The organism is Caldichromatium japonicum, assembly GCF_011290485.1.
Taxonomy (GTDB): Bacteria; Pseudomonadota; Gammaproteobacteria; order Chromatiales; family Chromatiaceae; genus Thermochromatium; species Thermochromatium japonicum.
This window is the reverse complement of sequence record NZ_CP048029.1, coordinates 2,425,480-2,450,930: the sequence shown is the minus strand read 5'-3', so window position 1 is coordinate 2,450,930 and position 25,451 is coordinate 2,425,480. Positions and strand designations below refer to the sequence as shown.

Sequence of the window (25,451 nt, the reverse complement as noted above, 5' to 3'; positions counted from 1 at the left end):
CGCCGGTGGTCGACCGCATGGTCGGCGGCAGCGGCGGCGGCACGCGGCTCACCGCGCACGGCAAGAAGATGCTCGAGCTGTTGCGCAACATCGAGGGCGATTTCCAGAGCTTTCTCACCGCGATGGGCAAGAGCAGCAAGGGCGGCCAGCGCTTCGAGCGCTTCCAGCAATACTTTCAACTCATGCGGAGATGGAACATGAAAACCAGCGCGCGCAACCAGTTTCTCGGCACGATCAAGTCCGTCAGGCGCGGCCCGATCAACGCCGAGGTCGTGCTCGACATCGGCGGCGGCGACGAGATCGCGGCCATCGTCACCCACGAGAGCGCCGAAAACCTCGGCCTCGCGCCCGGCATCGAGGCCCAGGCGATGTTCAAGGCGTCGTGGGTCATCGTCGCCGCGGACGATGGCGCGAAAACCTCCGTGCGCAACCGTCTCGCCGGCACGGTTGCGCGCGTCGTTGCCGGCCCGGTCAGCGGCGAGATCGTCATCGACCTGCCCCTGCCCGGCGGCAAGTCGGTCGCCGCCACCGTCACGCGCGACAGCATCGACAGCCTCGGCCTCAAGGAAGGCGCGCCCGCCTGCGCCCTTGTCAAGGCCGCCCACGTCATTCTCGCCGTTGCCCACTGAAGGAGACTCGCCATGAAATTCGCCACACTCATTGCCGCGCTGTCGTTTTCCGCCTGCGCTCTCGCCGACGAGGTGCAGGTCGCCGTTGCTGCCAATTTCTCTGCGCCGATGAAAATCATCGCCGCCGATTTCGAGAAGGACACCGGTCACAAGGCACAGCTTGCCTTCGGTACGGCCGGCAAGTTCTTCGCCCAGATCAAGGCTGGCGCACCCTTCGATGTGCTGGTCTCCTCCGACAAGGACACGCCGGACAAACTGGTCGCCGAAGGCCTGGCCGTCGAAAGCACACGCCGCACCTACGCCATCGGCAAGCTCGTCCTCTGGTCGGCCAGGCCGGACGTTGTCGACGCCAAGGGCGAGGTGTTGAGGAAGGGCGATTTCAAGCACTTGGCGCTGGCCAACCCGAAGCTTGCCGTTTATGGTGCCGCCGGGCAGGAGGCGATGAAGCGCATGGGCGTGCTCGAAGCGATCCAGCCGCGCATCGTGCTGGCCGAGAACATCACCCAGACCTATCAGTTCGTCGCCTCCGGAAATGCCGAACTCGGTTTCGTCGCGCTCTCGCAGGTCATCGGCAAGGAGGGTCGCATTAGCGAAGGTTCTTACTGGATGGTTCCGGCCGAACTCTATCCGCAGATCCGGCAGGACGCCATCGTCCTGAACCTGGGCCGCGACAAGCCGGCCGCGAAGGCATTGGTGGACTACCTGAAGACCCCTAAGGCCCGCGCCGTCATCAAGGCCTACGGCTACGACCTGGATTGAACCCGCCATCTCCGCAGAAAAACTGCACCATGAAGACGCTCAAGGCCTTTCTCCTCGCCGTCCTCTTCGCCTGTTCCGCGCCGCTCATGGCGGCAGAGACGCTGACCATCGCCGCCGCCGCCGACCTCAAGTTCGCCATGGAGGAAATCGTCGCCGCTTTCAAACAGGCCCATCCGGGCGACAAGGTGGACACCATCTTCGGTTCGTCCGGCAAGTTCCACACCCAGATTCAGCAAGGCGCGCCCTACGACCTCTTCTTCTCCGCCGACATCAAATATCCGCAAATGCTCGCCAAGGAGGGTTTCGCCGCCTCCGAAGTGCGCCCCTACGCCTTCGGTCGCATTGTGCTGTGGAGTCCGTCGCGCGACGCCAGCAAGATGACGCTTGCCGATCTGACCGATCCCTCGATCCGCAAGATCGCCATCGCCAACCCCAAGCACGCGCCCTACGGCAAGCGCGCCGAGGAGGCGCTGCGTTCGGCTGGCCTGTGGGACAAGGTGCAGGATCGCCTCGTCCTGGGCGAGAACATCGCCCAGACCGCGCAATACGTGCAGACCGGCAACGCCGACATCGGCATTGTCGCTCTGTCGTTGGCACTCAACAAGGAACTGGCCTCGAAAGGCGGCTACGCGCTGATCGACGACAAGCTGCACCAGCCGCTGGAACAGGGCTTCATCGTCACCAGGCGCGCCGCCGACAACGCACTGGCGAAGCAGTTCGCCGACTACATGGGTAGCGCGGAGGCGCGGCGCATCATGGTGCATTACGGCTTCGTCCTGCCGGGCGAGTCGCTGGAAAAGTAAGGACGACCTCATGAGCCGTTCCGGGGCACAAGCCTTTTCCGTCGGCGGCGCCATCGGCACGCTGGGCGGCCTGATCGGGCTGGGCGGCGCGGAATTCCGCCTGCCCGTGCTGGTCGGCCATTTCCGTTTCCCAACGCTGGAGGCGGTGATTCTCAACAAGGTTACCAGCCTCAACAAGGTTACCAGCCTCGCGGTGGTCGCCGCCTCGCTGCCCTTGCGCGGCATGGCGATTCCCTGGGCGGCGGTGTTCGCGCAGTGGGCGGTCGTCGTCAACGTCCTCGCCGGCAGTCTCGCCGGCGCCTGGCTGGGCGCGCATTACGCCACGCGGATGAAGGCCGAATGGCTCAACCGCGTCATCTTCGTGCTGCTGATCGGCCTCGCGCTCGGCATGCTGTTCGGCCACGACCACCTGAACGGCAATCATGCCGGCATGGCCGACGGCACCCTGCGCTGGATCGCCGGCCTGGTCGCGGGTGTCGGCATCGGCGCCGTCGCCGCCGTGCTCGGCGTGGCCGGCGGCGAACTCATCATCCCGACCCTGGTGCTACTGTTCGGCATCGACATGAAGCTGGCCGGCAGCCTCTCGCTGTGCATCAGCCTGCCGACCATGCTGATGGCCTTCGCGCGCTATCGGCAGTCCGATGCCTTCGCCGCCTGCGGTCGCGAGAGAGCCTTCCTGATCTGGATGATCGGCGGCTCGCTGGTCGGCAGCGCCGTCGGCGCGGCCCTGCTCGGCAGCGTACCGACGGACTGGCTGGTCTGGGGCATGGGCGTCATTCTGTTCATCTCGGCCGTCAAGGTCTTTCATCACAGGCATTGACATGGAAACGACCTACGGCAGCGGCACACACGCCTTTTCGCTGGCCACCGGCAGTCCCGGCGAACTGGGGCTGATCGCGGCGCTGGCCGGCGCGTTCGCCCGCCGCGCCGCCGCCCGCGCGACCTGGGTCAAGGCCGGCACCGGCGAATCGCTGCGCTTGTTGCGCGAACGACTGGTCGACATGGCGCTGGTACATGCGCCCGCCCAGGTCGAACAGGCCGTGGCCGCAGGCTGGGCGAGCATGCCGACGCCGTTCGGCGCCAACCGCTACTGCCTGCTCGGCCCGCGCGACGATCCGGCCGGCGTGTGCGGCGCGGCGGACGCCGTCGCGGCCTTCCGGCGCATCGCAGCGTCGGAACAGCCCTTCGTCTCGCGCGGCGACGATTCTGGCACCCATCACAAGGAACTGGCGCTGTGGCAGGCCGCCGGCATCCGGCCGCAAGCCGAGCGCTACATCGTCGCGCGCGACTTCATGACCGCCTGCCTCAAGCGGGCCAACGCCGCGCGCGCCTACTTCCTTTGCGATTCGAGCACCTGGGTCGCGGAACGCGCCGTCGCGCCGCAGCTGGCCGTGCTGTTCGACGGCGATCCCGCGTTCGTCAACCGATACCACGCCCTCGTCGTCCCACCCGGCGCGACGCCGGGGCGCGACACGGCGGCAGGCTTCGCGCGGTTCCTGGTCTCCGCCGACGGGCAGGCCATCCTGCGCGACTACGGCAAGGCGCAATTCGGCAGGGCGCTTTATGAGGAGATATCCGCATGATGCGCATCGCCGACACCGCGCTGCACGCCCTGCTCGACGACGATGCGGGCGGTGGCGACCTCACCACCCATGCACTCGGCATCGGCGCTCAGCCGGGCCGGTTGTCTTTCGCCGCGCGCCAGCCCATGACGGTTTGTTGCACCGAGGAAGCCGTGCGTCTCTTCGAGCTGGCGGGCGCCCGCGCGACGCTCTTCGCCGCCAGCGGCGCACAGGTCGGGGCCGGCGTGCCGCTGCTGGAAGCCGACGGCGCTGCCGCGAGCCTGCACCGCGCCTGGAAGGCAGCGCAGGTATTGGTGGAGTGGGCAAGCGGGGTGTCGACCGCCGCCGCGATTGTCGCGGCGGCGAATGGTGTGCCTGTCGCCTGCACGCGCAAGAACGTCCCCGGCACCAAGGCGCTGTCGATCAAGGCGGTCCGCGCCGGCGGCGCGACGATGCACCGGCTGGGCCTGTCCGAAACCCTGCTAGTCTTCGCCGAGCACCGCCTGTTCCTCGACGAAGCGCCTGCCGCCACCGTCGCGCGCCTCAAGCGCGCCGAACCGGAAAAGAAGATCGTCATTGAGGTCGCCAACATCGACGAGGCCCGATGCTGGATGGAGGCGGGCGCCGATGTGTTGCAACTGGAGAAATTCTCGCCCGAACAAGTCGCCGCATGCCGTCGCGCCAGCGCCGACTTTTCGCGCGTGCTGCTGGCGGCGGCCGGCGGCATCCATGCCGGCAACGCGGCGGACTATGCCGCAGCCGGTGCCGATCTGCTGGTGACGTCGGCCCCCTACACCGCGCCGCCGCGCGACGTGCAAGTCACTTTCGGGAGCGCATCATGAAACCGCTGCGCGAATGCCGCGAGTCGCTGGTCGGCGAACTGCTGCGCCGTCCCGCCGGCGCCGACTTTCTGGAAGACCCTCTGCGGTCCCTGCTGGCCAGCATGCTCGCCGGCCGCGCCTTGGGCGAAGGCATCATGTCCGCCACCCTCGGCCTGCCCGCTGCGGATTTTGCCAAACTGTGGGACGCCTATTTCCCCGGCCCGCACCTGCGGCTGGAAGATGGCCGCACCGAGGACATCCCGGAGATGAGCGACCTGATCCAGTTGTTCACCGACTACCGCGCCGAATCGGACGAACGCTATGCCTGGATGGCGCGCATCGTCGCCTGGGGCTGTGCCGGCCGCAACCATCTCTGGCAGGACATGGGCTTCGCCGACCGCAGGGAGTTGTCCGCCTTCATGAACGCCGCCTTCCCCGCGCTGGCCGCCCTCAACACTGGCGACATGAAGTGGAAGAAGTTCATCTATCGCCATTACTGCCAGCGCGACGGCATCTACGTCTGCCCGGCGCCCTCCTGCGGGGAGTGCGCCGATTACGCCAAGTGTTTCGCACCCGAGGAATAGACCATGCTCTCGCCTTCCGATTTCGGCGCCGTCTGGCTCACGCTCAAGCTCGCCGCCCTCGTCACGCTCATCCTGCTCATCGTCGGCACGCCCATCGCCTGGTGGCTGGCGCGCACGCGCTCCTGGTGGAAAGTGCCCATCGGCGCGGTCGTGGCGCTGCCCATCGTGCTGCCGCCGACGGTGCTCGGCTTTTATCTACTCATCCTCATGGGGCCCAACGGCCCCGTCGGGCAATTCACGCAGTGGGCCGGCATCGGTCTGCTGCCTTTCACCTTCACGGGATTGGTGATCGCCTCGGTGTTCTATTCGCTGCCCTTCGTGGTGCAGCCGATTCAGAACGCCTTCGAGGCCTTGGGCGACCGCCCGCTGGAAGCCGCCGCGACGCTCGGTGCCAAGCCGCTCGACGCCTTCTTCAGCGTCGCCGTGCCGCTGGCCAAGCCGGGCTTTCTCACCGCCGGGGTGCTCGGCTTCGCCCACACCGTCGGCGAGTTCGGCGTGGTGCTGATGATCGGCGGCAACATCCCCGACAAGACGCGCGTGGTCTCGGTGCAGATCTACGACCACGTCGAGGCGCTTGAATATGCACAGGCCCATGTGCTCGCCGCCGGCATGGTGGTGTTCTCCTTCCTCGTGCTGGCAGCGCTCTACACCCTCAACCCGACCGGGAGAAAAAAATGAGCATCGAAGCCCGCTTCAAGCTGAGTTATCCCGGCTTCACGCTCGACGTCGACCTGTCGCTGCCTGCGACGGGTGTTACCGCAGTATTCGGTCATTCCGGTTCGGGCAAGACCACGCTGCTGCGCGCCATCGCTGGCCTTGAGCGCGTGCCGGGCGGGCGCCTCGTCGTCGACGGCGAAGTCTGGCAGGACAAGGACGCATTCCTGCCGACGCACGCTCGACCCATCGGCTACGTGTTCCAGGAGGCGAGCCTGTTCCCGCATCTCTCGGTGCGCGGCAACCTCGACTATGGCCGGCGGCGCCGTCCCGCCAGCGCCGATTTTTCCTCTTTCGATCACATCGTCGAACTCCTGGGCATCGCGCATTTGCTCGACCGCAAGCCCGACCGTCTTTCCGGCGGCGAGCGCCAGCGCGTCGCCATCGCCCGCGCGCTGCTCACCTCGCCGCGCCTGCTGCTGATGGACGAGCCGCTTGCCGCGCTCGACCACGCGCGCAAGGAAGAGATCCTGCCCTACCTCGAACAGTTGCACGAAGAACTGAAGATTCCGCTGCTCTACGTGAGTCACGCGCCGGACGAGGTGGCGCGGCTCGCCGACTATATCGTCGTGATGGACAACGGTCGCGCGCTAGCCAGCGGGCCGCTGACCGAGACGCTCGCGCGGCTCGACCTGCCGATCCGGCTGGGCGAGGACGCCGGCGTGGTGCTCGATGCCGTGGTGGCCGAGCACGATGCCAAGTGGCATCTGGCCGGCGTCGATTTCTCCGGCGGCCGGCTCTGGGTGCGCGACAAGGGCATCGAGACTGGCCGCCACGTGCGCGTGCGCATCCTCGCGCGCGACGTGAGCCTCGCGCGCGCGAAGGTCGAGGGCACCAGCATCGTCAATGCGGTCGCCGCCACGGTGACGGCCATCGGCGACGACGCGCATCCGGCGCTCTGCCTCGTGCGCCTCGACTGCGGCGGCCAGCCGCTGCTGGCGCGGCTGACGCGCCGCTCGGCCGCCGCGCTGGAACTCGCGGCAGGCTGCGCAGTCTGGGCGCAGATCAAGGCCGTGGCCCTAGTCGGCTGAGCATGGTCCCGATTGTCGACTTTGCGACAGAAGCGGACCTGCCTGCTCTGGCCGATCTCCTGCACGAACTCTTGATGCTCGAAAGCGATTTCCAGCCCGATCGGGAGGCGCAGCTGCGCGGCCTGCGGCTGGTTCTCGACAACCCGGCGCTGGGCCGCCTGTTCGTCCTGCGCGTCGATGGCACGGTCGCCGGCATGGCCAATGCCCTGAAGACCATCAGCACGGCATGCGGCGCACCGGTGCTGCTGCTGGAAGACGTGATCGTCAGTCGCGCCCATCGCGGCGCCGGCTACGGCCGCCGGCTCGTCGAGCATGTCCTCGACTGGGCCAAGGCTGAAGGTATGGTGCGCGTCACGCTGCTGGCGGACCAGGACAACGCGGCTGCGCTGGCCTTTTACGAAAAGCTCGGCTTTGGGCCCTCGGCCATGGTGGTACGCAGGAAATTGCTTTGAAAGGATGCAGACGATGGACAAGTTCGACATGGGCGAGATGGTCTTCGCCACGACCGATCTCTACAACGACGAACTCGCGGAAGACGGCAGCAGCCTGATCCCCGAAGTCGAACCCAATGCCCTGATCGCCGCGGCCGGCACCCGGGGGTGGTGGTCAACGTCGGCTACGTCGCCGAGCTGCCGCAGCAGGACATCTACCTCGTGCGGTTCGAAACCGGCGAGAACCAGACCTTGGGCGTACCGATCGGCTGCCTGCCGGAAGAACTGAGCGCCACGCCGTAGAATCACGGCTTTTTTGATGCCCGCTCCATGACCACCTCCAGCTTCTCGCCCGACATCGTCGCCGACCTCGGCCCTGCCCTCGACGCGCATCCGCTCTATGCACAGGTGCAGACCCTCGACGACCTGCGCACCTTCATGGCGCACCACGTCTATTCGGTTTGGGACTTCATGTCCCTGCTCAAGTGCCTGCAGGGCCACATCGCGCCGACGCGCGTGCCCTGGAAGCCTCTCGGCAGCGCCGAGGTGCGCTTTTTCATCAACCAGATCGTCGTCGGCGAGGAATGCGACGACGGGCTGCCCGATGCTGCCGGCAACCCGACGCACGCGAGTCATTTCGAGCTCTACTGCGATGCGATGCGGGAAGTCGGCGCCGACCCGACGCCCGCGATCCGCTTTGCCGACACCGCTGCCGACCATGGCATCGACGCTGCGCTGGCCTTGGGCCTCGCCCCGCCGGCCGCCGCGCAATTCATGCGTTCCACCTTCGGCTTCATCGCCACCGGCAAGCCCCACGTCGTCGGCGCCGCCTTCGCTCTCGGCCGCGAACACATCATCCCGGCGATGTTCCGCGCCCTGCTGGCGAAGATGGGCATCGACGCTAAGGCCGCGCCGGCCTTCCACTTCTATCTCGAACGCCACATCCATCTCGACGAGGATTTCCACGCGCCTCTGGCGCTGCGCATGGTCAATGAACTGGTGGGCGGCGATGCGGCGAAGCTGGCCGAGGCCAATGCGGCCGCGCGGCAAGCGGTGCAGGCGCGCATCGCCTTTTGGGACGGCGTGCAGGCCGCGCTGAAGTAAAAGTCGGCGCCTGCGGGACGGCAGGTCAGGTGTCGAATTTCCAGCTCTGGCCAGCCAGGCGTAGCCACAGTACGCCCTTATCGGTATCGCGCAACATCGTCAGCCCTACGGCAGGCAACGTGACGACCACATCGAAACCGCCGTTACGCCGGTAGCCGATTTCGACGGCCTCTGTAACCGGCCGGACTTCGAAGTAGCCCTGGCAGAAGGGGCAGTGGCATTCGAGGACGTCTGGGCCTACGATTTCGCAGCAGGCGTCGAGGACCTGGGCCGACGTGAGCCGGGCCCCGCACAACGGACAACTGGCTTTGCGTTTTGCCATTTCAGAAGTTGTAAGGGTTGTGGAGCCAACCCCTGACGACCTGCATGTCGCGATCTGGCAGGTAGCAGAAGTCTTCCTTCATGTCCTCGACCACCGCCGTGGCGACGGCGTGTGGCACCGCCTTGGTCGTCAGCAGGTGGAAGAACCAGGCCATCGGATAGCCGATCTGTTTGTCGAACTGCTGCAGCGCGGAAGCAAGCGACAGGCCGCGCGCCCCGTACGAACTCTCGAAGCGTGGCGGGGCGCCGTTGATCGCGGCGACCGGAATCGCGCTCTTGATCGTCTGGCGGTAGCGGTCGAGGTGCTCGCGCACGGCAATGACCCAATGATTGCTGAAGTCGCTCGCGTGAGCGGCGCTGCTCCTTTCCCAGTCGGTAATGAAGCGATGGATGGGCTGCGGCTCTGGCTTTTGCGCACGCATGGCGGCGAGATGATCGGCGATGGCGGTCACGCGCCGCAATTGATAGAACGGCATGCCGAGTGCCATCGGATGGCCTGTGCAGCCCGCGCGCGGATCGACGAGTTCCTCAGTCGATGCGGGGACCTCGCCGTCGGCAAAGAGCGTGTGGTAGGCGACTTCCTGCAATTCCTCGATCTCGACCTGCACGAAATCGGCGGCGCCGCTCCCGGTACGCGCCACCCAGTAGTGCGTTTTGCCGATGAGGCGCGTGGCGCGCAGACGTTTTTCCGCATGCGCGGCGGCGACGGCGGCAAGATCGTCGTCGTGGCGGGCGAGCTCGTCGGCCACCCAGCGTTCGATGTCGTCGGCGACATGCCGACCCTGGTTGTCGATGACGCCGCCGAGCCGGTACCAGCCGCCGCGTGCGAGCACTTCGCGGAAGGCGTAGTGCGGCGCGATGCGTGCCAGTTCTTTCGCCAGCGCGGCCGGGCCTTGCGCGACCGGCACCCTGGCGCAGGCCTCGGCGAAACGCTGCGACAAATCTACGGTGTCAAGCGGATGGTTCATGGCGGTTCACTCTTCGCTGCGCAGCGCCACCACGATGCCGCTGGCCGCCGCCGGGTCGTTGGTGAGACTCAGGCAATGCTCGCCGCTGGCAACGAAGTAGATGAGGGCGTCGGCGTTTTCCGCCGCCGGTTTCAAACGCGGGGGAATGTCGTTTTCGCCGCAGACGGAGATGTGACGGCCGGGAAAGGCAGCGCGCAGCGCTTGCGCGAGCGCCTCGTACGTCGGTGTAGACGCGAGGTCGATCTGCGCCAACACTGCCGCGAGGAAGGCTTGGTCGATGCCGGTCATCATTCCTCGTTTTCAGCGAGTGCACGATATGGAGCGAGCGCATCCGCCTCGACGCCCATGACCTTGGCCAGCCAGGGCGGTGGGCGATTCAATGCCTGCTGCAGGCGGCTCAACCATTCATGCATGTCGGTATTGGGCGCCACCTTGAGCGGATGCACCCCGGCACGCACCACCTTGGCGGCGGCCGGGCCGCCGATCGACTGGAAGCAGGCGATCTGGCAGTCGCCGATCAGTTCGGCGCGGGCCCGGTTGCGGTCTTCCGCTTCGTCGGCCTGATGGGTCGAACGCGCGGCGACGAAGGCCAGGCTGTCCTGTCCGACATCCCAGACTGCGAAGACCTTGCACGTGCCGAAATGTCCGTCGATCAGCACGCCGCTGTCGGTCGCGCAGGCAATGCGCACGGGGTCACTCATCGCGGGCTCCTTAGGTGTAGACGATGCAGGCATCGCCGGCCGGACAGGCGAGCACGCACTTGGGCGAATCGGCCTCGCCCTCGCACTCGGTGCAGGTGTCCTTGTTGATCTTGTAGATGCCGCCCTTCTCGGTGATCGACTGGGTCGGGCAGACCGGCACGCAGTCGCCGCAAGAGGTACATTCAGCTTGGATGATTTTCATGGCCATAGTTTTTCTCCTTGCAAATGGAAACCTCTGCCTAACTTGCTGCGCGGGCGGTCTGCTGCGTTGCGCGGTGCTCGGATGCTCGCCTACCTACAGAGGTATGTCTCACATCCTGCGCTCCGTGCGCCTTGCATCCCATCCCGCTCGCGGCGTTATGCAGAGGTTTCAAATGTTCATTCCACACCGTCGATCCGCTTGGCCCGCACCGAGAACGGAAAACGTTCCGGCGCGGGCTGTGGTTCGACGAAATACACGCCGCCATTCTTCAAACTGATCTCGCCACCCCATTTTTCAGGGCTGTCGAACTCCATCGAGACGATTCTGTCCTCGATGTCGCGCTTGGGCATGTAGAACACGTAGCCGTCGCTGCTTTTGCGGATCATGATGTTGGCCATGGCGGCTCCCTTTCCTTAACGGACGAGGTCGTAGTTATAGTCAGTCGTCCCCATGCTGCGGGTCTCGTCGTCGAGACGCTCGAGCACGGCATTGACGAGCGTGGTGAGAATGGTCATCGCGCCCTCGTAGCCCAGCGTCGTCTGGCGGTGCAGGTGGTGACGGTCGAAGATCGGAAAGCCGATGCGAATCAAAGGCACCTCGAATTCCTTGCCTTTGTGGAGGGTATCGCGCTGGATGAATTTGCCGTAGCTGTTGCCGATCAAGAAGTCCGGCTTGTCGGTGAAGCACAGGCTGCGCAAGTGCCACAAGTCGGCGCCCGGATAGGCCTTGGCATGGACACCATACGGCGAGGATTCGAGCAGTTTTTTCATCGCCTTTTCCCAGCGCTTGCCACCGTTGTGGCAGACGATGTGTGTCGGCTCGATGCCCAGCTCCATGAGGAACTTGGTCATGCCCAGTGTGAAATCCGGATCGCCGTAGAGCGCCATCTTCTTGCCATGCAACCAGGCGTGGCTGTCCGTCATCATGTCGATCAGACGGCCGCGTTCCTTAGTAAGCGATTCGGGGATCGGCTTACCGGTCACTTCCGAAACCTTGAGCAGGAATTCGTCGGTCCATTCGACACCCATCGGGATGTTGAGCTTGGGCACCTCGTGATTCCAGGTGTTTTCGACGAATTTCTTGGTTTTGTCGAGACCGAGCGGCTGGATCAGGAAAGTCGTGATCGCGTTCGGAGCGTCCTTGACCTCTTCCATCGTCGTGCCGCCGGCATACATGCGGTATTCACCGTCGGCCGGGGTGTCGAGCACTTCCTCGGGATCGGAAAGCATCGTAAACGGCACACCCATTTCGCGCAGATAGCGCTTGATGACGCGGTAATTGCCCAGGTAGGTCTCGAAACCAGGCACGATGTTGATCTTGCCGTTCTTGCCCGGCGCCTTGCCTTCCATCTCATTGAGGGTGAAATAGCGCAGGATGCCCTCTTCCATGTTGTCCCAGCCGGTGACATGGCTGCCGACGAACGAGGGTGTATGTGCAAACGGCACCGGAAAATCCTGGGCGATATAGCCTTCTTTTTTGGCGTTGTTGATGAAAGCGTTGAGATCGTCGCCGATCACCTCGGCGATACAGGTAGTCGATACCGCGATCATCTCGGCGCCGTAAAGCTTGGAGGCGTTGGCCAGGCCCTCGTGGATGTTCTTCTGGCCGCCGAACACGGCTGCGTCTTCCGTCATCGAGTCGGCGATGAAGGCGATCGGCTCCTTGAAGTGACGGTTGAAGTAGGTGCGGAAGTAGGCCACGCAGCCCTGCGAGCCGTGGATATAGACCATCGTCTTGTGAAAGCCGAGGCCACACAGCGCGGAACCGAGCGGCTGGCAGGCCTTGGCCGGGTTGATGGTGAGCGCCTCGCGTTTGAAGTTGAGGTCCTGGTATTCCTTGGTGGTGGTCCACTGGAAAACCTCATCGACCTTGGCCTTCTCAGGGGCTTCCTCGAATTTCTCGCGCTTTCTCGCGATCATGCCCTTGTAGTCATCGGCTCTGAAGAGCGGATAGCACGGCTTGATGTCTTCTACTGCTTGCATGATGATCTCCTTCGCCCGGCTGTCCATCCGCAGACGCGGGCACGGGTTGAAAAAATTCCGGTTTCAGGTGGCCTGTTTCATTGAGTTGCCGGCCTCCTGTTTCTGCCACGGCGCCTTCAGCATCTTCCAGCATGGATTGTTGAGCGTCATGTCCATGTCGCGGGCGAAGATGGCAAAACCGTCATAGCCGTGATAGGGCCCGGAATAGTCCCAACTGTGCATCTGACGGAAGGGCACGCCCATCTTGTGGAACACATACTTCTCCTTGATGCCCGAGCCGATCAGATCGGGTTTCAGGGCCTTGACGAATTCCTCGAGCTCGTAGCCGGTCGCATCGTCGTAGATCAACGTGGCGTCCTGCATCTCCTTGATGGTGCGATCGTAGTCGTCGTTGTGGGCGAACTCGTAGCCGGTGCCGATCACTTCCATGCCGAGGTCTTCGTAGGCGCCGACCACATGGCGCGGCCGCAAACCGCCGACATAGAGCATGACCTTCTTGCCGGCCAGACGCGGCTTGTACTTGGCGATGATCGCGTTCATCGTCGGCGTGTATTTCTCGATCACACGCTCGGCGCCTTCCTTGATGCGATCGTCGAAAAAGCTCGCAATCTCTCTGAGCGATTCGGCGATCTTCGTCGGACCGAAGAAGTTGTACTCGAGCCAGGGGATGCCGTACTTCTCTTCCATGTGACGCGCGATGTAGTTCATCGAGCGATAGCAGTGCAAGAGATTGAGTTTGACGTTCGGCGTATTCTCCATTTCGGCGAGCGTGCCATCCCCCGACCATTGCGCGACGACCCGCAAACCCATTTCCTCGAGCAGGATGCGACTCGCCCAGGCATCGCCACCGATGTTGTAATCGCCAAGGATGGCAACATCGTAAGGCGTCTTTTCGTAAGCTTTGCCGTCGCGGTTGGAAAGAATCCAGTCGCGCACCGAGTCGTTGGCGATGTGGTGGCCAAGCGACTGCGACACACCGCGGAAGCCTTCGCAACGCACCGGTACGACCGGCTTGCCGATCTGGGCTGCAGCTTTCTTCGCCACCGCCTCGATGTCGTCGCCAATGAGGCCGATCGGACACTCCGACTGCACCGAGATGCCTTTGTTGAGCGGGAAGAGCATCTCGATTTCTTCGATCAGCTTGGCGAGCTTCTTGTCGCCACCGAAGACGATGTCTCTCTCCTGGAAGTCGGAGGTGAAGTTCATCTCGCAGAAGGTATCGACGCCGGTGGTGCCGACGTAGTAATTGCGGCGGCCGGCGCGCGCATACTGGCCGCAGCCGATCGGGCCATGCGAGATCGAGATCATGTCCTTGATCGGCCCCCACACCACGCCCTTCGAGCCGGCGTAGGCGCAGCCGCGCATGGTCATCACGCCCGGCAGCGATTTGCGGTTGGAGGTGATGCACTTCTTCGACGATTCGAGCGTCTTGTCGTTTACCATCAGATGTTTGGCGCGATCCTTCTTGGCTTTCTCGGGATAAACCTCGAGCACTTCCTGAATCAGTGCCTGGGCTTCCTCGCGGGTCAATGCGGTCATTTGCTTTCTCCTTGCGCCGGCCTCCCTATCGGCACGGCGCGACGGTTTGCGAAAAATGTCTCGATGCGTTCAGGGGGCCATCGCGCAACTTTCGGCGGACAACTCGGCGGCGGTCTTGCCGACGATGGACTCGTCTTCCGCTTCCATGATGCCGTATTCCATCAGCAAGGCTTCCAGTTCCTCCATCTCCAGCGGCGTGGGAATGACGAACTTGGTGTTGTTGATGATCTTCTGCGCCAGTGCCCGATACTCGTCGGCTTGCTTGGCCTTGGGGTCGTACTCGATCACCGTCATGCGGCGGATCTCGGCGTGCTGCACGACGTTGTCGCGCGGCACGAAGTGGATCATCTGGGTGCCGAGCCGTTCGGCCAGCGCGGTGATCAGCTCGTCCTCGCGGTCGACCTTGCGGCTGTTGCAGATCAGCCCCGCCAGGCGCACGCCGCCGGAGTTGGCGTATTTCACGATGCCCTTGGCGATGTTGTTGGCGGCATACATGGCCATCATCTCGCCGGAAACGACGATATAGATTTCCTGCGCCTTGTTCTCGCGGATCGGCATCGCGAAACCGCCGCAGACCACGTCGCCGAGCACATCGTAGAAGACGAAGTCGAGATCCTCGTCATAGGCGCCTTCTTCTTCGAGGAAGTTGATCGCGGTGATGACGCCGCGGCCGGCGCAGCCCACACCGGGCTCGGGACCACCCGATTCGACGCACTTGACGCCGCCAAAACCGATCGCCATCACGTCTTCGAGCTCGAGATCCTCGACCGAGCCGGCTTCGGCAGCCAGATGCATGACGGTGGTCTGGGCCTTCGAGTGTAGAATCAGACGCGTCGAGTCGGCCTTCGGGTCACAACCGACGATCATCACTTTCTTGCCTGCTTCGGCGAGCGCCGAGACGAGGTTCTGGGTGGTGGTGGACTTGCCGATGCCACCTTTGCCATAGATGGCGCATTGACGCAGTTTTGCCATGATGTACTCTCCTGTGAGTTGAATCCGCTCGGGCATCTACGGGGTTCCTGCCCTCCCGACCAAGGATCCGCAAGGAGCGTGCCATCGTGACAAGGCCACCCCATCTCTCTGATATTCAAAGACTTCTTGTGTTCGAGCCAGCCGACGACGAAGTATTTCTGTGTAGGCATCCCAACAAAACAGAACCCAGCCTGCCCAGCTGGGCGCGATTGCCGATCAACCGCTGCAACCTGCCGGCGGTGATTCTCGGCAGCGTCACCTTCCAGCATCATCCGACCAGCCTGATCCTCGACGGTGTCACCGAGCTGCACGATGACCTGTTCGCCCTGCTCGACGGCATCGACGATGCGGCCGAACGCGCTACCCTCTTTTGCGACTACCTCGCCGTCCATTTCTGCTTCGACCGTCTGGAGGAGGCTGGCTTCGATGCGCATACCGGCAAGCGCGCCAAGGCTGATTGGCGACGTCTGCTGCGTGGCTGGAGCTTCGATGCCGATGGCCGCGAAGGCGCGGTACTCAAAGGCTGGGTCGAATCGCGCTTTGGCTTGCTACCGCGCTTTCACGGTGCGCCGCTGCGCGATTTCGACGGGCCCGCCTGGCGCCGTTACGAGCAGATGCGCGCCGCTGGGCTCTACGGCACCAACGCGCTCGAAGCCCAGCTCGATCTTGTCTATACCTGGTGCCAGTATGAGTTTCGCCGCCGCCATCCTGGACAGACCCATATGACGCTCCACCGCGGCGTCAACCGCTTTACCGAGCATGAAGTCCTCGATGATGCAGGCCGCCAACCGACGGTGCTCCTCAACAACCTCGTCTCATTCACCTCCTCGCGCGAGCGCGCCGGCGAGTTCGGCGATTTCATCCTTACCGCACGAGTCCCGGTAGCGAAGATTTTCTTTCACTGTGATCTGCTACCCGGCGTGCTACAGGGCGAGGGCGAGCATTTGGTCATCGGCGGCGCATACGAAGTCACGCTCGCCACGCTCTGAAAGCGGTCGTTGTCGAGCGGCTGCTGCTCGCCGCAGACCTGGTCGGTATGGCAACGAAGCGAGCGCCATCCTTTGTCGCGAATGCGACAAAGCCCATCCTCCGCAAGACAGCGAGCCGGTTTCCGACTGGTTCGGTTTTTGCCTGGGCACACCGACAACCTTTGGAGTGCACTATGACGTTACCCGTAACACAGACCGAACTGCTCGCCGGCATCAAAGACGGCAGCATTGTTCCTTATCTCGGCCCCGGCGTGCTCGCCGACGTGCGCAACACGGCCACTGGCGTTCCCATGCCTGCCACCAGTGAGGAACTGATCCTCGCCATGAATTCTGGCCGCCCGATGGCGCCCAAGCTGATGTATGAGTTTCCGCGCGCGGCGATGCACGTCGAATTAAAACGTGGCCGCGCGGCAGTGACGAAATTTCTCGACGCCACTTACGGCACGACGCAATGGTCGCGCGCGGCTGTCCACGACTGGCTTAAGGCCTTACAGCCGGGTTACGTCATCGACATCAACCGTGACACGCAACTGCTCGACAGCTATGCAGGCGTGCCGCACCTGCTGGTGCAAGGCTGCGCGCGTATCGGCGGCACAGACTACCGCTTCAGGCTCTATCAGTACGATGGTCGCGACTACCGCACCGTTGCGCCAGAGCAGGCCCCGGAGGGTTTGCCGGTGCTCTTCAAGCCGATGGGCGCGCCGCGCCCACAGTCGAGCTACATCGCTTCGGATGCCGACTATGTCGACTACATCACCGAGCTGATGGGAGGCTTTGCCGTGCCCTCCTTCGTCAAGAGGTTGCGCCAGGGCAAGCGCTATCTGTTTTTGGGGATGCGTTTTACCCGCGATACCGAGCGCATGGTGATGAAAGATTTGATCTACGGCGCCGGCAGCCCAGCAGGCTGGGCGCTGATCGACAGCCCCACCGATAAGGAGCGGCGTTTCCTTACGCGTCTTGGCATCGAGATTCTGCCCGTCGGCATCTCCTGGCTGCTCGATCAGCTTGACTGCTCTGCCGCGCAAGCGAGCAACGCTTGCGCCTGAGCCACGCATGCCGCGGCGATGGCTGGATCCAGCGCGTTGCGCCAGCGTCCGGGAATAGACCCGATTCCATAGAGCGCCCCGGCCAGCATACCGGCGATCGCGCCGGTCGTGTCGGCATCGCCGCCGCGATTGACGATGTCGATCAGGCAGTCCTCAAAGCTGTCGGTGTCCAGCAGCGCCTGCAGCACGGCCTGCAGGGTTTCCACCACCCAACCGCTCGGATTCTCGCGGCGGCGGGTGCGGTAGGCGAAGACCGGATGCGCCGCGATGAAGGGACGGATGCGCCGGCGGTAAAGCGCGTGCAGCGGTTCACCAGCGATAGCGTCTTGCACCGTCAGCGCGAAGAAGATGCAAGCGGCGTCCGAATCCGGGTTGTTGTGCGTGACATGCGCCTGCGCTCGCACGGCGGCAGCGACTACGTCCTCCGGCCGCCCGAAGGTGGCCAGCGCCACCGGCAGCACGCGCATCAGCGCGCCGTTACCGGCATCGTGCTCCGACGGTGGCGCTACCGGATCGCCGCTTCTGCGAAAGGCGACGAGATTGCGCCTGACGGTATTGCCGATGTCGACGGGCTTGGCGCGCATCCAGGCGTCGAACGCCTGCGCGCAAGAAAGCGGCTCGACGCGCCCGCCATCGGCGAGGATCGCCTTGCCCAGCGCGAGCGACATCGTCGTATCGTCGGTGACCTGACCGGGCGGCAGCCGCAGCCAGCCGCCGCCGCGGATGTCGCGGTGAACCTCGAACTGCGCGCGAATCTCGCGCGGCGTCATGAACTCGACGGTGGCGCCAAGCGCATCGCCCAGCGCCAGGCCCAGGTAGGCCGCTTGGGCGCGGGCAAGAACCTCAGCGGCTGGGATACTCGACGAGAATGTCTTCATCGCGCACCACCATCTGGCAGGCGAGCCGCCATTCGTTGGGCGCGATGTCATCGACCATCATCTGGTCGATCTCCGCCTGGGTGATCTTGCCCAGCTCTTTGAGCACCTTGATCTCGCGCTCGGTGAGCGGGTTGGCGAGCGGCGGTTTTTTGGGATCGATGCGTTTGACCTTGACCAGGCAGGTGCCGCATTCGCCGTCGCTGCAGGAAAAGTCGATGGGAATATGGTTGTCCTTGGCGATCTGCAGGATAGTTTGCGTATGGCTGCCGGCGGCGGCATAGACGGTCTTGTCTTTGTGCAGAGGGCTGGAAAAGGTAATGAGTGGCATGCTTGCTTGCTCCTTGGATGGATGGGAAGAAAACTCAAGCGGGCTTGACGACGATTTCGCCGCCCAATACCTGGGCTTGGCAGGCGAGCCGGTGGTGGCGCGGTGCAAGGTTGTCCTTGAGCACCTGATCCTCGAGTACCGATGGCGGCGCGAGATTCTCGTAGCCCGAGATGATCTTGGTCAGGCAGGTGCAGCATTCGCCTTCGCGGCAGCCGTAGACAATGCCGGCGCCGATTTTTTCCGAGATCTCGATCAGGCGCGTGCCGGTCGGCACGGTGACGGTGACGCCGACGTCTGCGAAGGTGACCTGGGCTTTGGGCATAGTGGTTTTCCTTTCAGGTTGGTGCGGCCATGTCAATACTGCGTTTTTCGATGCGCCCGGTCAGGTGCCGGGCAAGATTGACGCCAAATTCTCGGCAGGCTTCGAGTTCGGCAGGTGTCGGAATCAGACGCGCCCGTACGCCGGGCACCGGCACGCGCAGTTTGAGACCGCGCAGGCGATCCTCGACCATTGGCACGGCCTCTCCGCTCCAGCCGTAGGAGCCGAAGGCAGCGCCAATCTTGCCCTTCACATTGATGGCGGTCAGCGAGGAAAGCAGGTCCCAGACCGGCTTGACTGCGTCGCCGTTGATCGTCGGACTGCCAAAAGCGATGGCGTCGGCTTCCTCGATCAAGTCGACGAAGGGTGCGACCTCGCCGCCCTCGAGGTCATAGAGCGAGACACGCACGCCGCTCATGGATTGGGCGCCAGCGGCAACCGCCTCGGCCATGGCACGCGTGCTGCCGTAGGCGGAGAGGTAGAAGATCAGCAGCGTCTTTTCGTCGGCCGCCTCGTTCTTCAAGCCCGGAGCGGACAGTTCGCGGTAGCGCGCGATGTAGCGTTCGGGCGCATCGCGCAGAATCGGGCCGTGCGATGGCGCGATGAGCCGCACTGGCAACGGTTCGATGAGATCGAGCGCTTCCAGCACATGCGCGCGGAAGGGCCGCATGATATGGGCGTAGTAGTACTCGAAGGAGAAACGGAAATCGCCGACTGCGTCATTGAACAGGCGTGCGTCGCAGAAATGGCAGCCGAAGGCGTCGCCTGAGAACAGCACCCCCTCTTCTTCGAGAAAAGTGCATTGCGTATCCGGCCAGTGCAGAAAGGGCGTTTGCAGAAAACGTAGCGTGCGGTCGCCCAGACGCACCGTCGTGCCGGTCTGCGTCGGCTCGTAGGCGAGCGTATCGCCGTGCAGCAAGCCCTTGAGCATCGGAGCACCGCGCGAGGAGATGTAGAGTCGCGCCTGCGGTGCGCGTTTGAGCAATTCCGGCAGTGCGCCGGAGTGGTCGGGTTCGAGATGGTTGAGCACGATGGCGCGGATTTCGTCGTAGCCGGCCACCGACTGGAGGCGGCGAAAGAAGGTCATCGAGAAATTCTCCTTCACGGTGTCGATGATGGCGACGCCTTCGCTGCCGCGCACGAGGTAACTGTTGTAGGACGTGCCGTTTGCCGTTTTGAGGATGATGTCGAAGCTGCGCAAACCGGGATCGAGCGCACCGATCCAGAAAACGCCGGGCGTGATCTCGACCGCAGCGCCGTCAGTCGCTGCCGTGCGCGTGACCATGTCCGCAGGGATGGTCATGAGCATGGCCACGGCAGGGGTGGCCTTCCTTGCCGTGTTGGCAGGCTTCCATGTCCGTGACGGGCTTTTCCCCGCCCAGACCGATCCAGGCATCGATGGCCGCCGGATCGAAGCCAGCGCAGCGCATGCCGTCGACTTCGAGCAGCGGGCAGCGGATATCGTTGCAATAGCGCCAGCGCGGTGGCCTCGTCGCATTCCTCGGGCACGATCTCGCCGCGTTTCACGGCCGGCGCATTGCGATTGAACCACTCGGCCACGGGTCGGCCGGCGAAAAAGGACACAAGCTCCATGCGCGTCCAGCATTTGGCGAGCAAATCGCGCGCCTCGACGCTGTGGCCGGCGGCCTCGAGCAGTGCTTTCTGGCGCGCATTGCCAGAGCAGCCTGGCTTTTCGTAAAAGATGACCTTGGCCATGCGCATTTACCTTGCGGAGATTTCGCGCCGCACTGCCGCCCAGCGCGCGGGCGGAATGCCGGTCAGCGAGCCGGGCGGGTTGAGCGGCTCGTTCAGTTCATCGACGATCGCGCCCTCGATCGGGCAGATCGACGCACACTGCGGATCGGCGTACTCGCCGACGCATTCGGTGCACCGGGTGGCGTCAATCCGGAAGTGAGGTTTGGCTTCGACGATGGCATGATTCGGGCACAGCGGCAGGCAGGCCCAGCAATTGATACAGCTTGCGACGATTTCGAGCGCCATCACGCACACTGCCTTTCCGGTGCGAGCTGCATAAGCTTTCCGGCCTTGAGCATCTCGTGCCAGACGGCCACACAGGCCGGCTCGATTTCTTCCATCGGGTGCTCACCGTTGGGCTGGATGCCGGCGGCCTCCAGCCGGCTCCAAGGCTCATAGCCGATTTTCGAGCACAGCACGACCTCGCAGTCCTTGAGGGCCTCGATCGTGTTGCCGAGCACATCCACCGCTTCGCCGCAGGTATCGTCGCCGCTGCAATAGCGATCGGTCTTGCGGTGGCCGACGAGTTTCGCGCCGGCACCCGTCACCTCATAGACGAGAAATTCCCGCGCATGGCCAAAGTGTTCGGCGATCAGCCCGCCTTTCGCCGCGACGGCCATCAGGACGGGACGTCCTTCGCTCGTGTGCCCTCCCGCCGGCGCCGACTTTTGTACCGGGCGATGCAGGGTGATGACAGCCTGCTGCGGTGCGTGGGCTTTCGCCTGCTTCGCTGCCCGCTCGGCGGCGATTTTCTCGCGTAGCGCCACGCGCCGCGCCAGCGCCGCCGCGAGAAACTCGTCGGTCAGTTCCATCGCCTCGACCTTGTCCATCGTGAATTCCGCGCCGCGATCCTCGCCGAGCAATCCAACCGCGTCGGCGCGGCACTGGCGGCAGTGGCGCATCATGTTCATTTCGCCCTCGCAGGCGTCCTGCAGGGCCTTGAGCTCTTCCGGCGTCGGGCTCCTTTGCCCCATCAGGCCGTAGAAGGTTCCATGCTCGGCCGCCGCGATCAGCGGCATGACGTTGTGGAGAAACGCTCCCTTGGCCTTGACGACCTTGGAGACTTCCTTGAGGTGTTCGTCGTTGACGCCGGGGATCATCACCGAGTTAACCTTGACCAAAACGCCTTTGGCGACCAGCATCTCCAGGCCCTTTTGCTGCTGTTCGATGAGGATTTCCGCTGCCGCGCGTCCGCGCACGCGTTTGTTGCGCCAGAAGATCCACGGATAGATCTGCGCGCCGACATCCGGATCGATGCAGTTGATCGTGATCGTGACATGGTCGATGTTGTGTCGGGCCAGCTCCTCGACATACTGGGGGAGCGCCAGGCCATTGGTCGACACGCACAGCTTGATGTCCGGCGCTTTTTCGGCGAGCAGGCGGAAGGTCGCAAAGGTGCGCTCCGGGTTGGCGAGCGGATCACCCGGCCCGGCGATGCCGAGCACGGAGAGCTGCGGAATGGCAGCGGCAACGACCAGCGTCTTCTTGACGGCTTGTTCAGGCGTCAACAGTTCCGAAACGACGCCGGGACGCGACTCGTTGGCACAGTCGTATTTGCGGTTGCAGTAATGGCACTGGATGTTGCAGGCTGGCGCCACGGCAACGTGCATGCGCGCGAAGTGGTGGTGCGCTTCCTCCGAATAACAGGGATGGTTCTCGATACGCCGACGGATATCCTCCGGCAGGGCGTGCATTTTTTCTGCGCTCGAACCGCAGCGGGCGACTTGACAGCCTGAGGTTTGGGAAGGGGATGGGCTCACGATGCGTCTTCCTCGGATTGGGTAGCACATCTACCTACGCAACGCCTGTGCCAGCACGCTAAGCCATTGATTCTCAATGACGCCGTTCCGCCCTTGTCCTGAAAGCGACAAAAAGGCGGGGCGGTGTTTCAAAAACGCTTGACCTCGATCCCCAGAATCTGGATGCGATAGGCAATCTGGCGCGGCGTCATGCCCAACAGGCGCGCGGCCTTGGCCTGCACCCAACCGGCCTGCTCGAGTGCGGCGATGACGCGTTCGCGTTCGCTCATCTCGCCCTCGTCGTGGGACTCCAAACTCGGCGCTGGCGAGACGGCAGGGGAGGCGCACGGGTTTCCATGAGACGGACGGGAGCGGTCCAGACGGATCAGCTCGGCGTCGATGACGCCGTTCTCCGACATCACCGCCGCGCGTTCCAGGCAGTTTTCGAGTTCGCGCACGTTGCCCGGCCAGGAATATTGCACCAGCCGGCGCAGGGCTGATTCCTGCAGCGTCAGCCTGCGCCCTTGCTGCACAGCGATGCGTTCGACGATGTGGCGGGCGAGATCGGGGATGTCTTCACTGCGCTCGCGCAAGGGCGGCAGCACGATCGGCATCACATTGAGACGGTAGTAGAGGTCCTCGCGGAAATCACCGGTATCGACCGCTGCTTCGAGGTCGCGGTGGGTGGCGGCGATCACGCGCACGTCGACTTTCAGCGTGCGGGTGCTACCGACGCGCTCGAACTCGCCTTCCTGCAAGACACGCAAGAGCTTGGCCTGGAAGGCCGGGGAGATTTCGCCGATCTCGTCGAGGAACAGCGTGCCGCCGTCGGCCGTCTCGAAGCGGCCTTTGCGCGCGCCGATCGCGCCGGTGAAGGCGCCTTTCTCGTGGCCGAAGAGCTCTGATTCGAGCAGGTTCTCGGGCAGCGCCGCGCAGTTCAAGCGCACGTAGGGGCCGCGCGCGCGTGGCGAGTTGTAGTGGATCGCATTGGCGATCAGCTCCTTGCCGGTGCCCGTCTCGCCGCGGATCAATACCGTCGTGTTCCACTTCGCAACCAGGCGCACCTGGTCGAAGACCTTGCGCATCTTCGCCGAGCGACCGACGATGTTGTCGAAGCCGTATTTGCCGCGCACGGTGCGACGCAAGGAATCGCGCTCCTCGGCGAGGCTTTGTTTTTCCTGTTCGACTTCGAGTGCCAGGCGCACGCTCTGCCCGATGAGGTTGGCGACCATTTCGGTGAAGCGCGCGACATCCTCGAGCGCGGCGCCGGCGGGCAGATCGGGCTGCACGGCCAACACCCCCAGCCGGCGGCCGCCAGCGGCGATCGGCGCGGCGACGAAGGGTAGGGCGGGGTCGTAGATGCCGAGCCGGTTGAGAAAGCGCGGGTCGCGGCCGACATTCTCGATCGCGACGATTTCGCCTTCTTCGAGTGCGATACCGAGCACGCCTTCGCCCGACTGGTAACGCACCGGCGCGTAGGCCGCCTCGTCTAGGCCGTGCAAGGCGGTGATGGCCAGCTCGCCGCTGACGGGATCGACGATGCTGACGAGGCCGCGGACGAGCCCTGCTTGGGCAAGGGCATCGAGCACCTCGCCCAGGGTCTGGCGGTAGTCGAGCGAGCGCGACAGCACCTGGCTTACGCGATAGAGCGCCTCGATGGAAAGATGGCAAAACGGCACGCTCATCGCGCCGCCTCTCCGGCGCCGACGGGCAGCACCACGCGCAGTCGGCAGCCGGCCGCATGACGTGGGTCGATCTCGATCGTGCCGCCGTGATCGGCGACGATTTGTTGCGCCATCGCCAGGCCCGTGCCGCTGTGCCGAGGTTTGGTCGTGAAAAAAGGCTCGAATACCTTCAGATGCAGTTCGGGTGCAATGCCCGGACCGCTGTCCTCGACGACGACCTCGACCCCCTCGGGCCGTGTGCGCGTGATGAGCGTCAGCTCGCGCGCCAGCCAGCCTTTGGTGTTCATCGCCTCGAGCGCATTGTCGATGAGCGCCTTGAACAACGCACGCAAGCGGATCGGATAGCCCTGGATCGTCGGCAGCACGGCCTGAGGCTTCCAGCTCACGGTCACTCCGGCGGCAAGCAGGCGCCCGGTCGACAGATCGAGCACATCGCGCAGGATTTCATTGAGGTTGGTCGCTGCCGCCGCCTCGCCGCTTGGCTCGGGAATGGCGCGCCGCAGCGTCTCGAGGGCTTTTTCTCCGGCACGTACCGCCTCGCCCAGCGCCGCGGCCGTGGAGTCATGCTGTCCGCGCCGTTGCAGCATGGCCACCACCGAGCCGACGACATTGAGTAACCCCTCCATCTGGAACAGGGCCGCCGACAGACTTTCGCGCAGGCCGCCGATGCGGTTTTCCTCGGCCATCATGGCCATCAGCGCAGCCATGCGCGCCTTTTCTTGCTGTGCGCGCTGCTGGGTGATCTCCTTGGCAATCAAGAGCAGGTAGAGGCTGTCTTGCCGGCCAAAGAAAGCCTCGGTGCCTTCATCGACGCTCTTCACCCAAGCGCCGGAGCAAGAAAACCAGCGCGCCGGGCGGTGGCCAGGTGGGTCGATGCGGATCTCCCGGTCGGCAAAGGCGAGCGCGCCTTCCCGTGCCGGACCGATACCGTGGCCGAGATTGGCGCGCACCGCGTCGAGGATCAGGCTCGCCGGCTCGGCCATGCCTAGATCGCCCATGAGCTTTTTGTACTCGTGGTTGTCGAGGACGACGCAATCCTCGCCGTCGAGCAGGGCGATGGCGAGCGGCGCGGCGTCGACGACCGATTCGATCAGTGCCTTTTGGTTGTTGACTTGGCATTCGAGCCGATGCACCGCCGTGATGTCGCGGTGGATGCCGAGGTAGTGGCTGATCCTGCCCTGTGCGTCGAGCACCGGCGTGATCAGCAGGTCGGCGAGATACTCCCCGCCATCCTTGCGGCGGTTGACGAGGCGGCCGCTCCAAGGATGACCGGCGGAAATCTTCTTCCACATGTCGGCGTAAAGCGCCACCGGCGTCGCCTTCGCAGACAGCATCGACTGGTTCCGGCCGATTGCCTCAGCGGCTGAAAAGCCCGTGACACGCTCAAAGGCCGGATTCACGTAAAGGATGTTCGCCTGCGGATCGGTGATCGAGATCGCGATGTCCGCCTGGGTGACAGCCTCGCGGAACACAGGACTGAGGGCGGCGTCGGCCTGTTGTTTGGTTGTACTCATAGCGTGGCTTTCCTATCCATTTCGGCAATGGCACTGCATGATCCGTGCCTAACAAAGTCGGCGCGGGTAGGACGG

The 25,451-nt window shown here is 64.1% G+C and carries 32 protein-coding genes; 14 read left to right on the top strand and 18 right to left on the bottom strand.

Annotated features, from left to right (window positions below; translation table 11 throughout):
* The first annotated feature begins 5 nt into the window (after window positions 1-5).
* The 12 genes from GWK36_RS11940 to GWK36_RS11885 all read left to right on the top strand — a co-directional run bounded on the left by GWK36_RS11940 (window position 6) and on the right by GWK36_RS11885 (window position 8,438).
* Window positions 6-629, top strand: coding sequence for a TOBE domain-containing protein (locus GWK36_RS11940; protein WP_166271396.1), 624 nt, complete (start codon window positions 6-8; stop codon window positions 627-629).
* A 12-nt stretch (window positions 630-641) separates the two neighbouring features.
* Entirely contained in the window at window positions 642-1,388 is a 747-nt protein-coding gene (gene modA, locus GWK36_RS11935) for a molybdate ABC transporter substrate-binding protein (RefSeq protein ID WP_166271394.1), read from the top strand.
* 29 nt (window positions 1,389-1,417) lie between these two features.
* The gene (modA, locus tag GWK36_RS11930) at window positions 1,418-2,191 is read left to right on the top strand and encodes a molybdate ABC transporter substrate-binding protein (RefSeq protein WP_166271392.1); all 774 of its coding nucleotides are present in this window, start codon (window positions 1,418-1,420) and stop codon (window positions 2,189-2,191) included.
* A 10-nt stretch (window positions 2,192-2,201) separates the two neighbouring features.
* Window positions 2,202-3,011 (top strand): sulfite exporter TauE/SafE family protein, encoded by an 810-nt coding sequence (locus tag GWK36_RS11925; RefSeq protein WP_166271390.1) that lies wholly within the window; start codon window positions 2,202-2,204, stop codon window positions 3,009-3,011.
* 1 nt (window position 3,012) lies between these two features.
* Window positions 3,013-3,774, top strand: a complete 762-nt coding sequence (locus GWK36_RS11920) for an ABC transporter substrate-binding protein (protein ID WP_166271388.1) — start codon at window positions 3,013-3,015, stop codon at window positions 3,772-3,774.
* Window positions 3,771-4,595, top strand: coding sequence for a ModD protein (gene modD, locus GWK36_RS11915; RefSeq protein ID WP_166271386.1), 825 nt, complete (start codon window positions 3,771-3,773; stop codon window positions 4,593-4,595). Before GWK36_RS11920 ends, modD begins: the two co-directional genes overlap by 4 nt.
* Window positions 4,592-5,158, top strand: coding sequence for a nitrogen fixation protein NifQ (locus GWK36_RS11910; RefSeq protein ID WP_166271384.1), 567 nt, complete (start codon window positions 4,592-4,594; stop codon window positions 5,156-5,158). The genes modD and GWK36_RS11910 overlap by 4 nt, the downstream gene beginning before the upstream one ends.
* Window positions 5,159-5,161: 3 nt before the next feature.
* On the top strand, window positions 5,162-5,836 hold the full coding sequence (modB, locus tag GWK36_RS11905) for a molybdate ABC transporter permease subunit (protein ID WP_166271382.1): 675 nt from the start codon (window positions 5,162-5,164) through the stop codon (window positions 5,834-5,836).
* Complete coding sequence (gene modC / locus GWK36_RS11900; RefSeq protein WP_166271380.1) at window positions 5,833-6,903, top strand: molybdenum ABC transporter ATP-binding protein; 1,071 nt, start codon at window positions 5,833-5,835, stop codon at window positions 6,901-6,903. The genes modB and modC overlap by 4 nt, the downstream gene beginning before the upstream one ends.
* Window positions 6,904-6,905: 2 nt before the next feature.
* Window positions 6,906-7,355: a GNAT family N-acetyltransferase gene (locus GWK36_RS11895; protein ID WP_166271378.1), complete on the top strand. Its 450-nt coding sequence runs from the start codon at window positions 6,906-6,908 to the stop codon at window positions 7,353-7,355.
* Between the two features lie 147 nt (window positions 7,356-7,502).
* Window positions 7,503-7,637, top strand: coding sequence for a nitrogen fixation protein NifZ (locus GWK36_RS15515; protein ID WP_246237555.1), 135 nt, complete (start codon window positions 7,503-7,505; stop codon window positions 7,635-7,637).
* Window positions 7,638-7,664: 27 nt separating this feature from the next.
* The gene (locus GWK36_RS11885; RefSeq protein WP_166271376.1) at window positions 7,665-8,438 is read left to right on the top strand and encodes a DUF3050 domain-containing protein; all 774 of its coding nucleotides are present in this window, start codon (window positions 7,665-7,667) and stop codon (window positions 8,436-8,438) included.
* A gap of 25 nt (window positions 8,439-8,463) precedes the next feature.
* Here the strand turns inward: GWK36_RS11885 and GWK36_RS11880 are convergent, their stop codons facing one another.
* From GWK36_RS11880 to nifH, 9 genes are all read right to left on the bottom strand, one after another.
* Window positions 8,464-8,760, bottom strand: coding sequence for a hypothetical protein (locus GWK36_RS11880; protein WP_166271374.1), 297 nt, complete (start codon window positions 8,758-8,760; stop codon window positions 8,464-8,466).
* 1 nt (window position 8,761) lies between these two features.
* Window positions 8,762-9,727 (bottom strand): hypothetical protein, encoded by a 966-nt coding sequence (locus tag GWK36_RS11875; protein ID WP_166271372.1) that lies wholly within the window; start codon window positions 9,725-9,727, stop codon window positions 8,762-8,764.
* Between the two features lie 6 nt (window positions 9,728-9,733).
* Window positions 9,734-10,018: a DUF6129 family protein gene (locus GWK36_RS11870; RefSeq protein ID WP_166271370.1), complete on the bottom strand. Its 285-nt coding sequence runs from the start codon at window positions 10,016-10,018 to the stop codon at window positions 9,734-9,736.
* The gene (locus GWK36_RS11865; protein ID WP_166271368.1) at window positions 10,015-10,428 is read right to left on the bottom strand and encodes a NifB/NifX family molybdenum-iron cluster-binding protein; all 414 of its coding nucleotides are present in this window, start codon (window positions 10,426-10,428) and stop codon (window positions 10,015-10,017) included. The genes GWK36_RS11870 and GWK36_RS11865 overlap by 4 nt, the downstream gene beginning before the upstream one ends.
* A 10-nt stretch (window positions 10,429-10,438) precedes the next feature.
* On the bottom strand, window positions 10,439-10,636 hold the full coding sequence (locus GWK36_RS11860) for a DUF362 domain-containing protein (protein ID WP_166271366.1): 198 nt from the start codon (window positions 10,634-10,636) through the stop codon (window positions 10,439-10,441).
* Window positions 10,637-10,806: 170 nt separating this feature from the next.
* Window positions 10,807-11,028 carry a putative nitrogen fixation protein NifT gene (gene nifT, locus GWK36_RS11855; protein ID WP_166271364.1) on the bottom strand — a complete coding sequence of 74 codons (222 nt, stop codon included), beginning with the start codon at window positions 11,026-11,028 and terminating at the stop codon, window positions 10,807-10,809.
* A gap of 15 nt (window positions 11,029-11,043) precedes the next feature.
* Window positions 11,044-12,612 carry a nitrogenase molybdenum-iron protein subunit beta gene (nifK, locus tag GWK36_RS11850; protein ID WP_246237554.1) on the bottom strand — a complete coding sequence of 523 codons (1,569 nt, stop codon included), beginning with the start codon at window positions 12,610-12,612 and terminating at the stop codon, window positions 11,044-11,046.
* A gap of 63 nt (window positions 12,613-12,675) precedes the next feature.
* Window positions 12,676-14,151 carry a nitrogenase molybdenum-iron protein alpha chain gene (gene nifD / locus GWK36_RS11845; protein WP_166271362.1) on the bottom strand — a complete coding sequence of 492 codons (1,476 nt, stop codon included), beginning with the start codon at window positions 14,149-14,151 and terminating at the stop codon, window positions 12,676-12,678.
* A 69-nt stretch (window positions 14,152-14,220) separates the two neighbouring features.
* Window positions 14,221-15,123: a nitrogenase iron protein gene (gene nifH / locus GWK36_RS11840; protein WP_166271360.1), complete on the bottom strand. Its 903-nt coding sequence runs from the start codon at window positions 15,121-15,123 to the stop codon at window positions 14,221-14,223.
* Between the two features lie 86 nt (window positions 15,124-15,209).
* On the opposite strand from nifH, the gene GWK36_RS11835 reads away from it, so the two are divergent.
* Entirely contained in the window at window positions 15,210-16,112 is a 903-nt protein-coding gene (locus GWK36_RS11835) for an NAD(+)--dinitrogen-reductase ADP-D-ribosyltransferase (RefSeq protein WP_343033119.1), read from the top strand.
* A gap of 173 nt (window positions 16,113-16,285) precedes the next feature.
* Complete coding sequence (locus GWK36_RS11830; RefSeq protein WP_166271358.1) at window positions 16,286-17,158, top strand: SIR2 family protein; 873 nt, start codon at window positions 16,286-16,288, stop codon at window positions 17,156-17,158.
* Here the strand turns inward: GWK36_RS11830 and draG are convergent.
* The 9 genes from draG to nifL all read right to left on the bottom strand — a co-directional run bounded on the left by draG (window position 17,113) and on the right by nifL (window position 25,376).
* Window positions 17,113-18,036, bottom strand: coding sequence for an ADP-ribosyl-[dinitrogen reductase] hydrolase (draG, locus tag GWK36_RS11825; RefSeq protein WP_166271352.1), 924 nt, complete (start codon window positions 18,034-18,036; stop codon window positions 17,113-17,115). The genes GWK36_RS11830 and draG overlap by 46 nt on opposite strands.
* The gene (locus tag GWK36_RS11820; RefSeq protein WP_166271351.1) at window positions 18,002-18,364 is read right to left on the bottom strand and encodes a 2Fe-2S iron-sulfur cluster-binding protein; all 363 of its coding nucleotides are present in this window, start codon (window positions 18,362-18,364) and stop codon (window positions 18,002-18,004) included. Before GWK36_RS11820 ends, draG begins: the two co-directional genes overlap by 35 nt.
* A 34-nt stretch (window positions 18,365-18,398) precedes the next feature.
* Complete coding sequence (locus tag GWK36_RS11815) at window positions 18,399-18,686, bottom strand: 2Fe-2S iron-sulfur cluster-binding protein (protein ID WP_166271349.1); 288 nt, start codon at window positions 18,684-18,686, stop codon at window positions 18,399-18,401.
* A gap of 13 nt (window positions 18,687-18,699) precedes the next feature.
* On the bottom strand, window positions 18,700-19,986 hold the full coding sequence (locus GWK36_RS11810; protein WP_246237553.1) for an FprA family A-type flavoprotein: 1,287 nt from the start codon (window positions 19,984-19,986) through the stop codon (window positions 18,700-18,702).
* Entirely contained in the window at window positions 19,983-20,399 is a 417-nt protein-coding gene (locus GWK36_RS11805; protein ID WP_210756771.1) for a thioredoxin domain-containing protein, read from the bottom strand. The genes GWK36_RS11810 and GWK36_RS11805 overlap by 4 nt, the downstream gene beginning before the upstream one ends.
* Before the next feature lie 6 nt (window positions 20,400-20,405).
* Window positions 20,406-20,684 carry a 4Fe-4S dicluster domain-containing protein gene (locus GWK36_RS11800; protein ID WP_166272685.1) on the bottom strand — a complete coding sequence of 93 codons (279 nt, stop codon included), beginning with the start codon at window positions 20,682-20,684 and terminating at the stop codon, window positions 20,406-20,408.
* Window positions 20,684-22,132, bottom strand: coding sequence for a nitrogenase cofactor biosynthesis protein NifB (gene nifB / locus GWK36_RS11795; RefSeq protein WP_246237552.1), 1,449 nt, complete (start codon window positions 22,130-22,132; stop codon window positions 20,684-20,686). The genes GWK36_RS11800 and nifB overlap by 1 nt, the downstream gene beginning before the upstream one ends.
* A gap of 194 nt (window positions 22,133-22,326) precedes the next feature.
* A complete protein-coding gene (gene nifA, locus GWK36_RS11790) occupies window positions 22,327-23,862 on the bottom strand; it encodes a nif-specific transcriptional activator NifA (RefSeq protein ID WP_166271345.1) in 1,536 nt (511 codons plus the stop codon).
* Entirely contained in the window at window positions 23,859-25,376 is a 1,518-nt protein-coding gene (nifL, locus tag GWK36_RS11785; protein WP_166271343.1) for a nitrogen fixation negative regulator NifL, read from the bottom strand. Before nifL ends, nifA begins: the two co-directional genes overlap by 4 nt.
* Window positions 25,377-25,451: the final 75 nt, after the last annotated feature.

Coding starts and splice junctions, on each gene's coding strand:
- modA (WP_166271394.1), top strand. CDS start 642: ATGAAATTCGCCACACTCATTGCCGCGCTGTCGTTTTCCGCCTGCGCT.
- modA (WP_166271392.1), top strand. CDS start 1,418: ATGAAGACGCTCAAGGCCTTTCTCCTCGCCGTCCTCTTCGCCTGTTCC.
- GWK36_RS11925 (WP_166271390.1), top strand. CDS start 2,202: ATGAGCCGTTCCGGGGCACAAGCCTTTTCCGTCGGCGGCGCCATCGGC.
- GWK36_RS11920 (WP_166271388.1), top strand. CDS start 3,013: ATGGAAACGACCTACGGCAGCGGCACACACGCCTTTTCGCTGGCCACC.
- modD (WP_166271386.1), top strand. CDS start 3,771: ATGATGCGCATCGCCGACACCGCGCTGCACGCCCTGCTCGACGACGAT.
- GWK36_RS11910 (WP_166271384.1), top strand. CDS start 4,592: ATGAAACCGCTGCGCGAATGCCGCGAGTCGCTGGTCGGCGAACTGCTG.
- modB (WP_166271382.1), top strand. CDS start 5,162: ATGCTCTCGCCTTCCGATTTCGGCGCCGTCTGGCTCACGCTCAAGCTC.
- modC (WP_166271380.1), top strand. CDS start 5,833: ATGAGCATCGAAGCCCGCTTCAAGCTGAGTTATCCCGGCTTCACGCTC.
- GWK36_RS11895 (WP_166271378.1), top strand. CDS start 6,906: ATGGTCCCGATTGTCGACTTTGCGACAGAAGCGGACCTGCCTGCTCTG.
- GWK36_RS11885 (WP_166271376.1), top strand. CDS start 7,665: ATGACCACCTCCAGCTTCTCGCCCGACATCGTCGCCGACCTCGGCCCT.
- GWK36_RS11880 (WP_166271374.1), bottom strand. CDS start 8,760: ATGGCAAAACGCAAAGCCAGTTGTCCGTTGTGCGGGGCCCGGCTCACG.
- GWK36_RS11875 (WP_166271372.1), bottom strand. CDS start 9,727: ATGAACCATCCGCTTGACACCGTAGATTTGTCGCAGCGTTTCGCCGAG.
- GWK36_RS11870 (WP_166271370.1), bottom strand. CDS start 10,018: ATGATGACCGGCATCGACCAAGCCTTCCTCGCGGCAGTGTTGGCGCAG.
- GWK36_RS11865 (WP_166271368.1), bottom strand. CDS start 10,428: ATGAGTGACCCCGTGCGCATTGCCTGCGCGACCGACAGCGGCGTGCTG.
- GWK36_RS11860 (WP_166271366.1), bottom strand. CDS start 10,636: ATGGCCATGAAAATCATCCAAGCTGAATGTACCTCTTGCGGCGACTGC.
- nifT (WP_166271364.1), bottom strand. CDS start 11,028: ATGGCCAACATCATGATCCGCAAAAGCAGCGACGGCTACGTGTTCTAC.
- nifK (WP_246237554.1), bottom strand. CDS start 12,612: ATGCAAGCAGTAGAAGACATCAAGCCGTGCTATCCGCTCTTCAGAGCC.
- nifD (WP_166271362.1), bottom strand. CDS start 14,151: ATGACCGCATTGACCCGCGAGGAAGCCCAGGCACTGATTCAGGAAGTG.
- nifH (WP_166271360.1), bottom strand. CDS start 15,123: ATGGCAAAACTGCGTCAATGCGCCATCTATGGCAAAGGTGGCATCGGC.
- GWK36_RS11830 (WP_166271358.1), top strand. CDS start 16,286: ATGACGTTACCCGTAACACAGACCGAACTGCTCGCCGGCATCAAAGAC.
- draG (WP_166271352.1), bottom strand. CDS start 18,036: ATGAAGACATTCTCGTCGAGTATCCCAGCCGCTGAGGTTCTTGCCCGC.
- GWK36_RS11820 (WP_166271351.1), bottom strand. CDS start 18,364: ATGCCACTCATTACCTTTTCCAGCCCTCTGCACAAAGACAAGACCGTC.
- GWK36_RS11815 (WP_166271349.1), bottom strand. CDS start 18,686: ATGCCCAAAGCCCAGGTCACCTTCGCAGACGTCGGCGTCACCGTCACC.
- GWK36_RS11810 (WP_246237553.1), bottom strand. CDS start 19,986: ATGACCATCCCTGCGGACATGGTCACGCGCACGGCAGCGACTGACGGC.
- GWK36_RS11805 (WP_210756771.1), bottom strand. CDS start 20,399: ATGGCCAAGGTCATCTTTTACGAAAAGCCAGGCTGCTCTGGCAATGCG.
- GWK36_RS11800 (WP_166272685.1), bottom strand. CDS start 20,684: ATGGCGCTCGAAATCGTCGCAAGCTGTATCAATTGCTGGGCCTGCCTG.
- nifB (WP_246237552.1), bottom strand. CDS start 22,132: ATGCACGCCCTGCCGGAGGATATCCGTCGGCGTATCGAGAACCATCCC.
- nifA (WP_166271345.1), bottom strand. CDS start 23,862: ATGAGCGTGCCGTTTTGCCATCTTTCCATCGAGGCGCTCTATCGCGTA.
- nifL (WP_166271343.1), bottom strand. CDS start 25,376: ATGAGTACAACCAAACAACAGGCCGACGCCGCCCTCAGTCCTGTGTTC.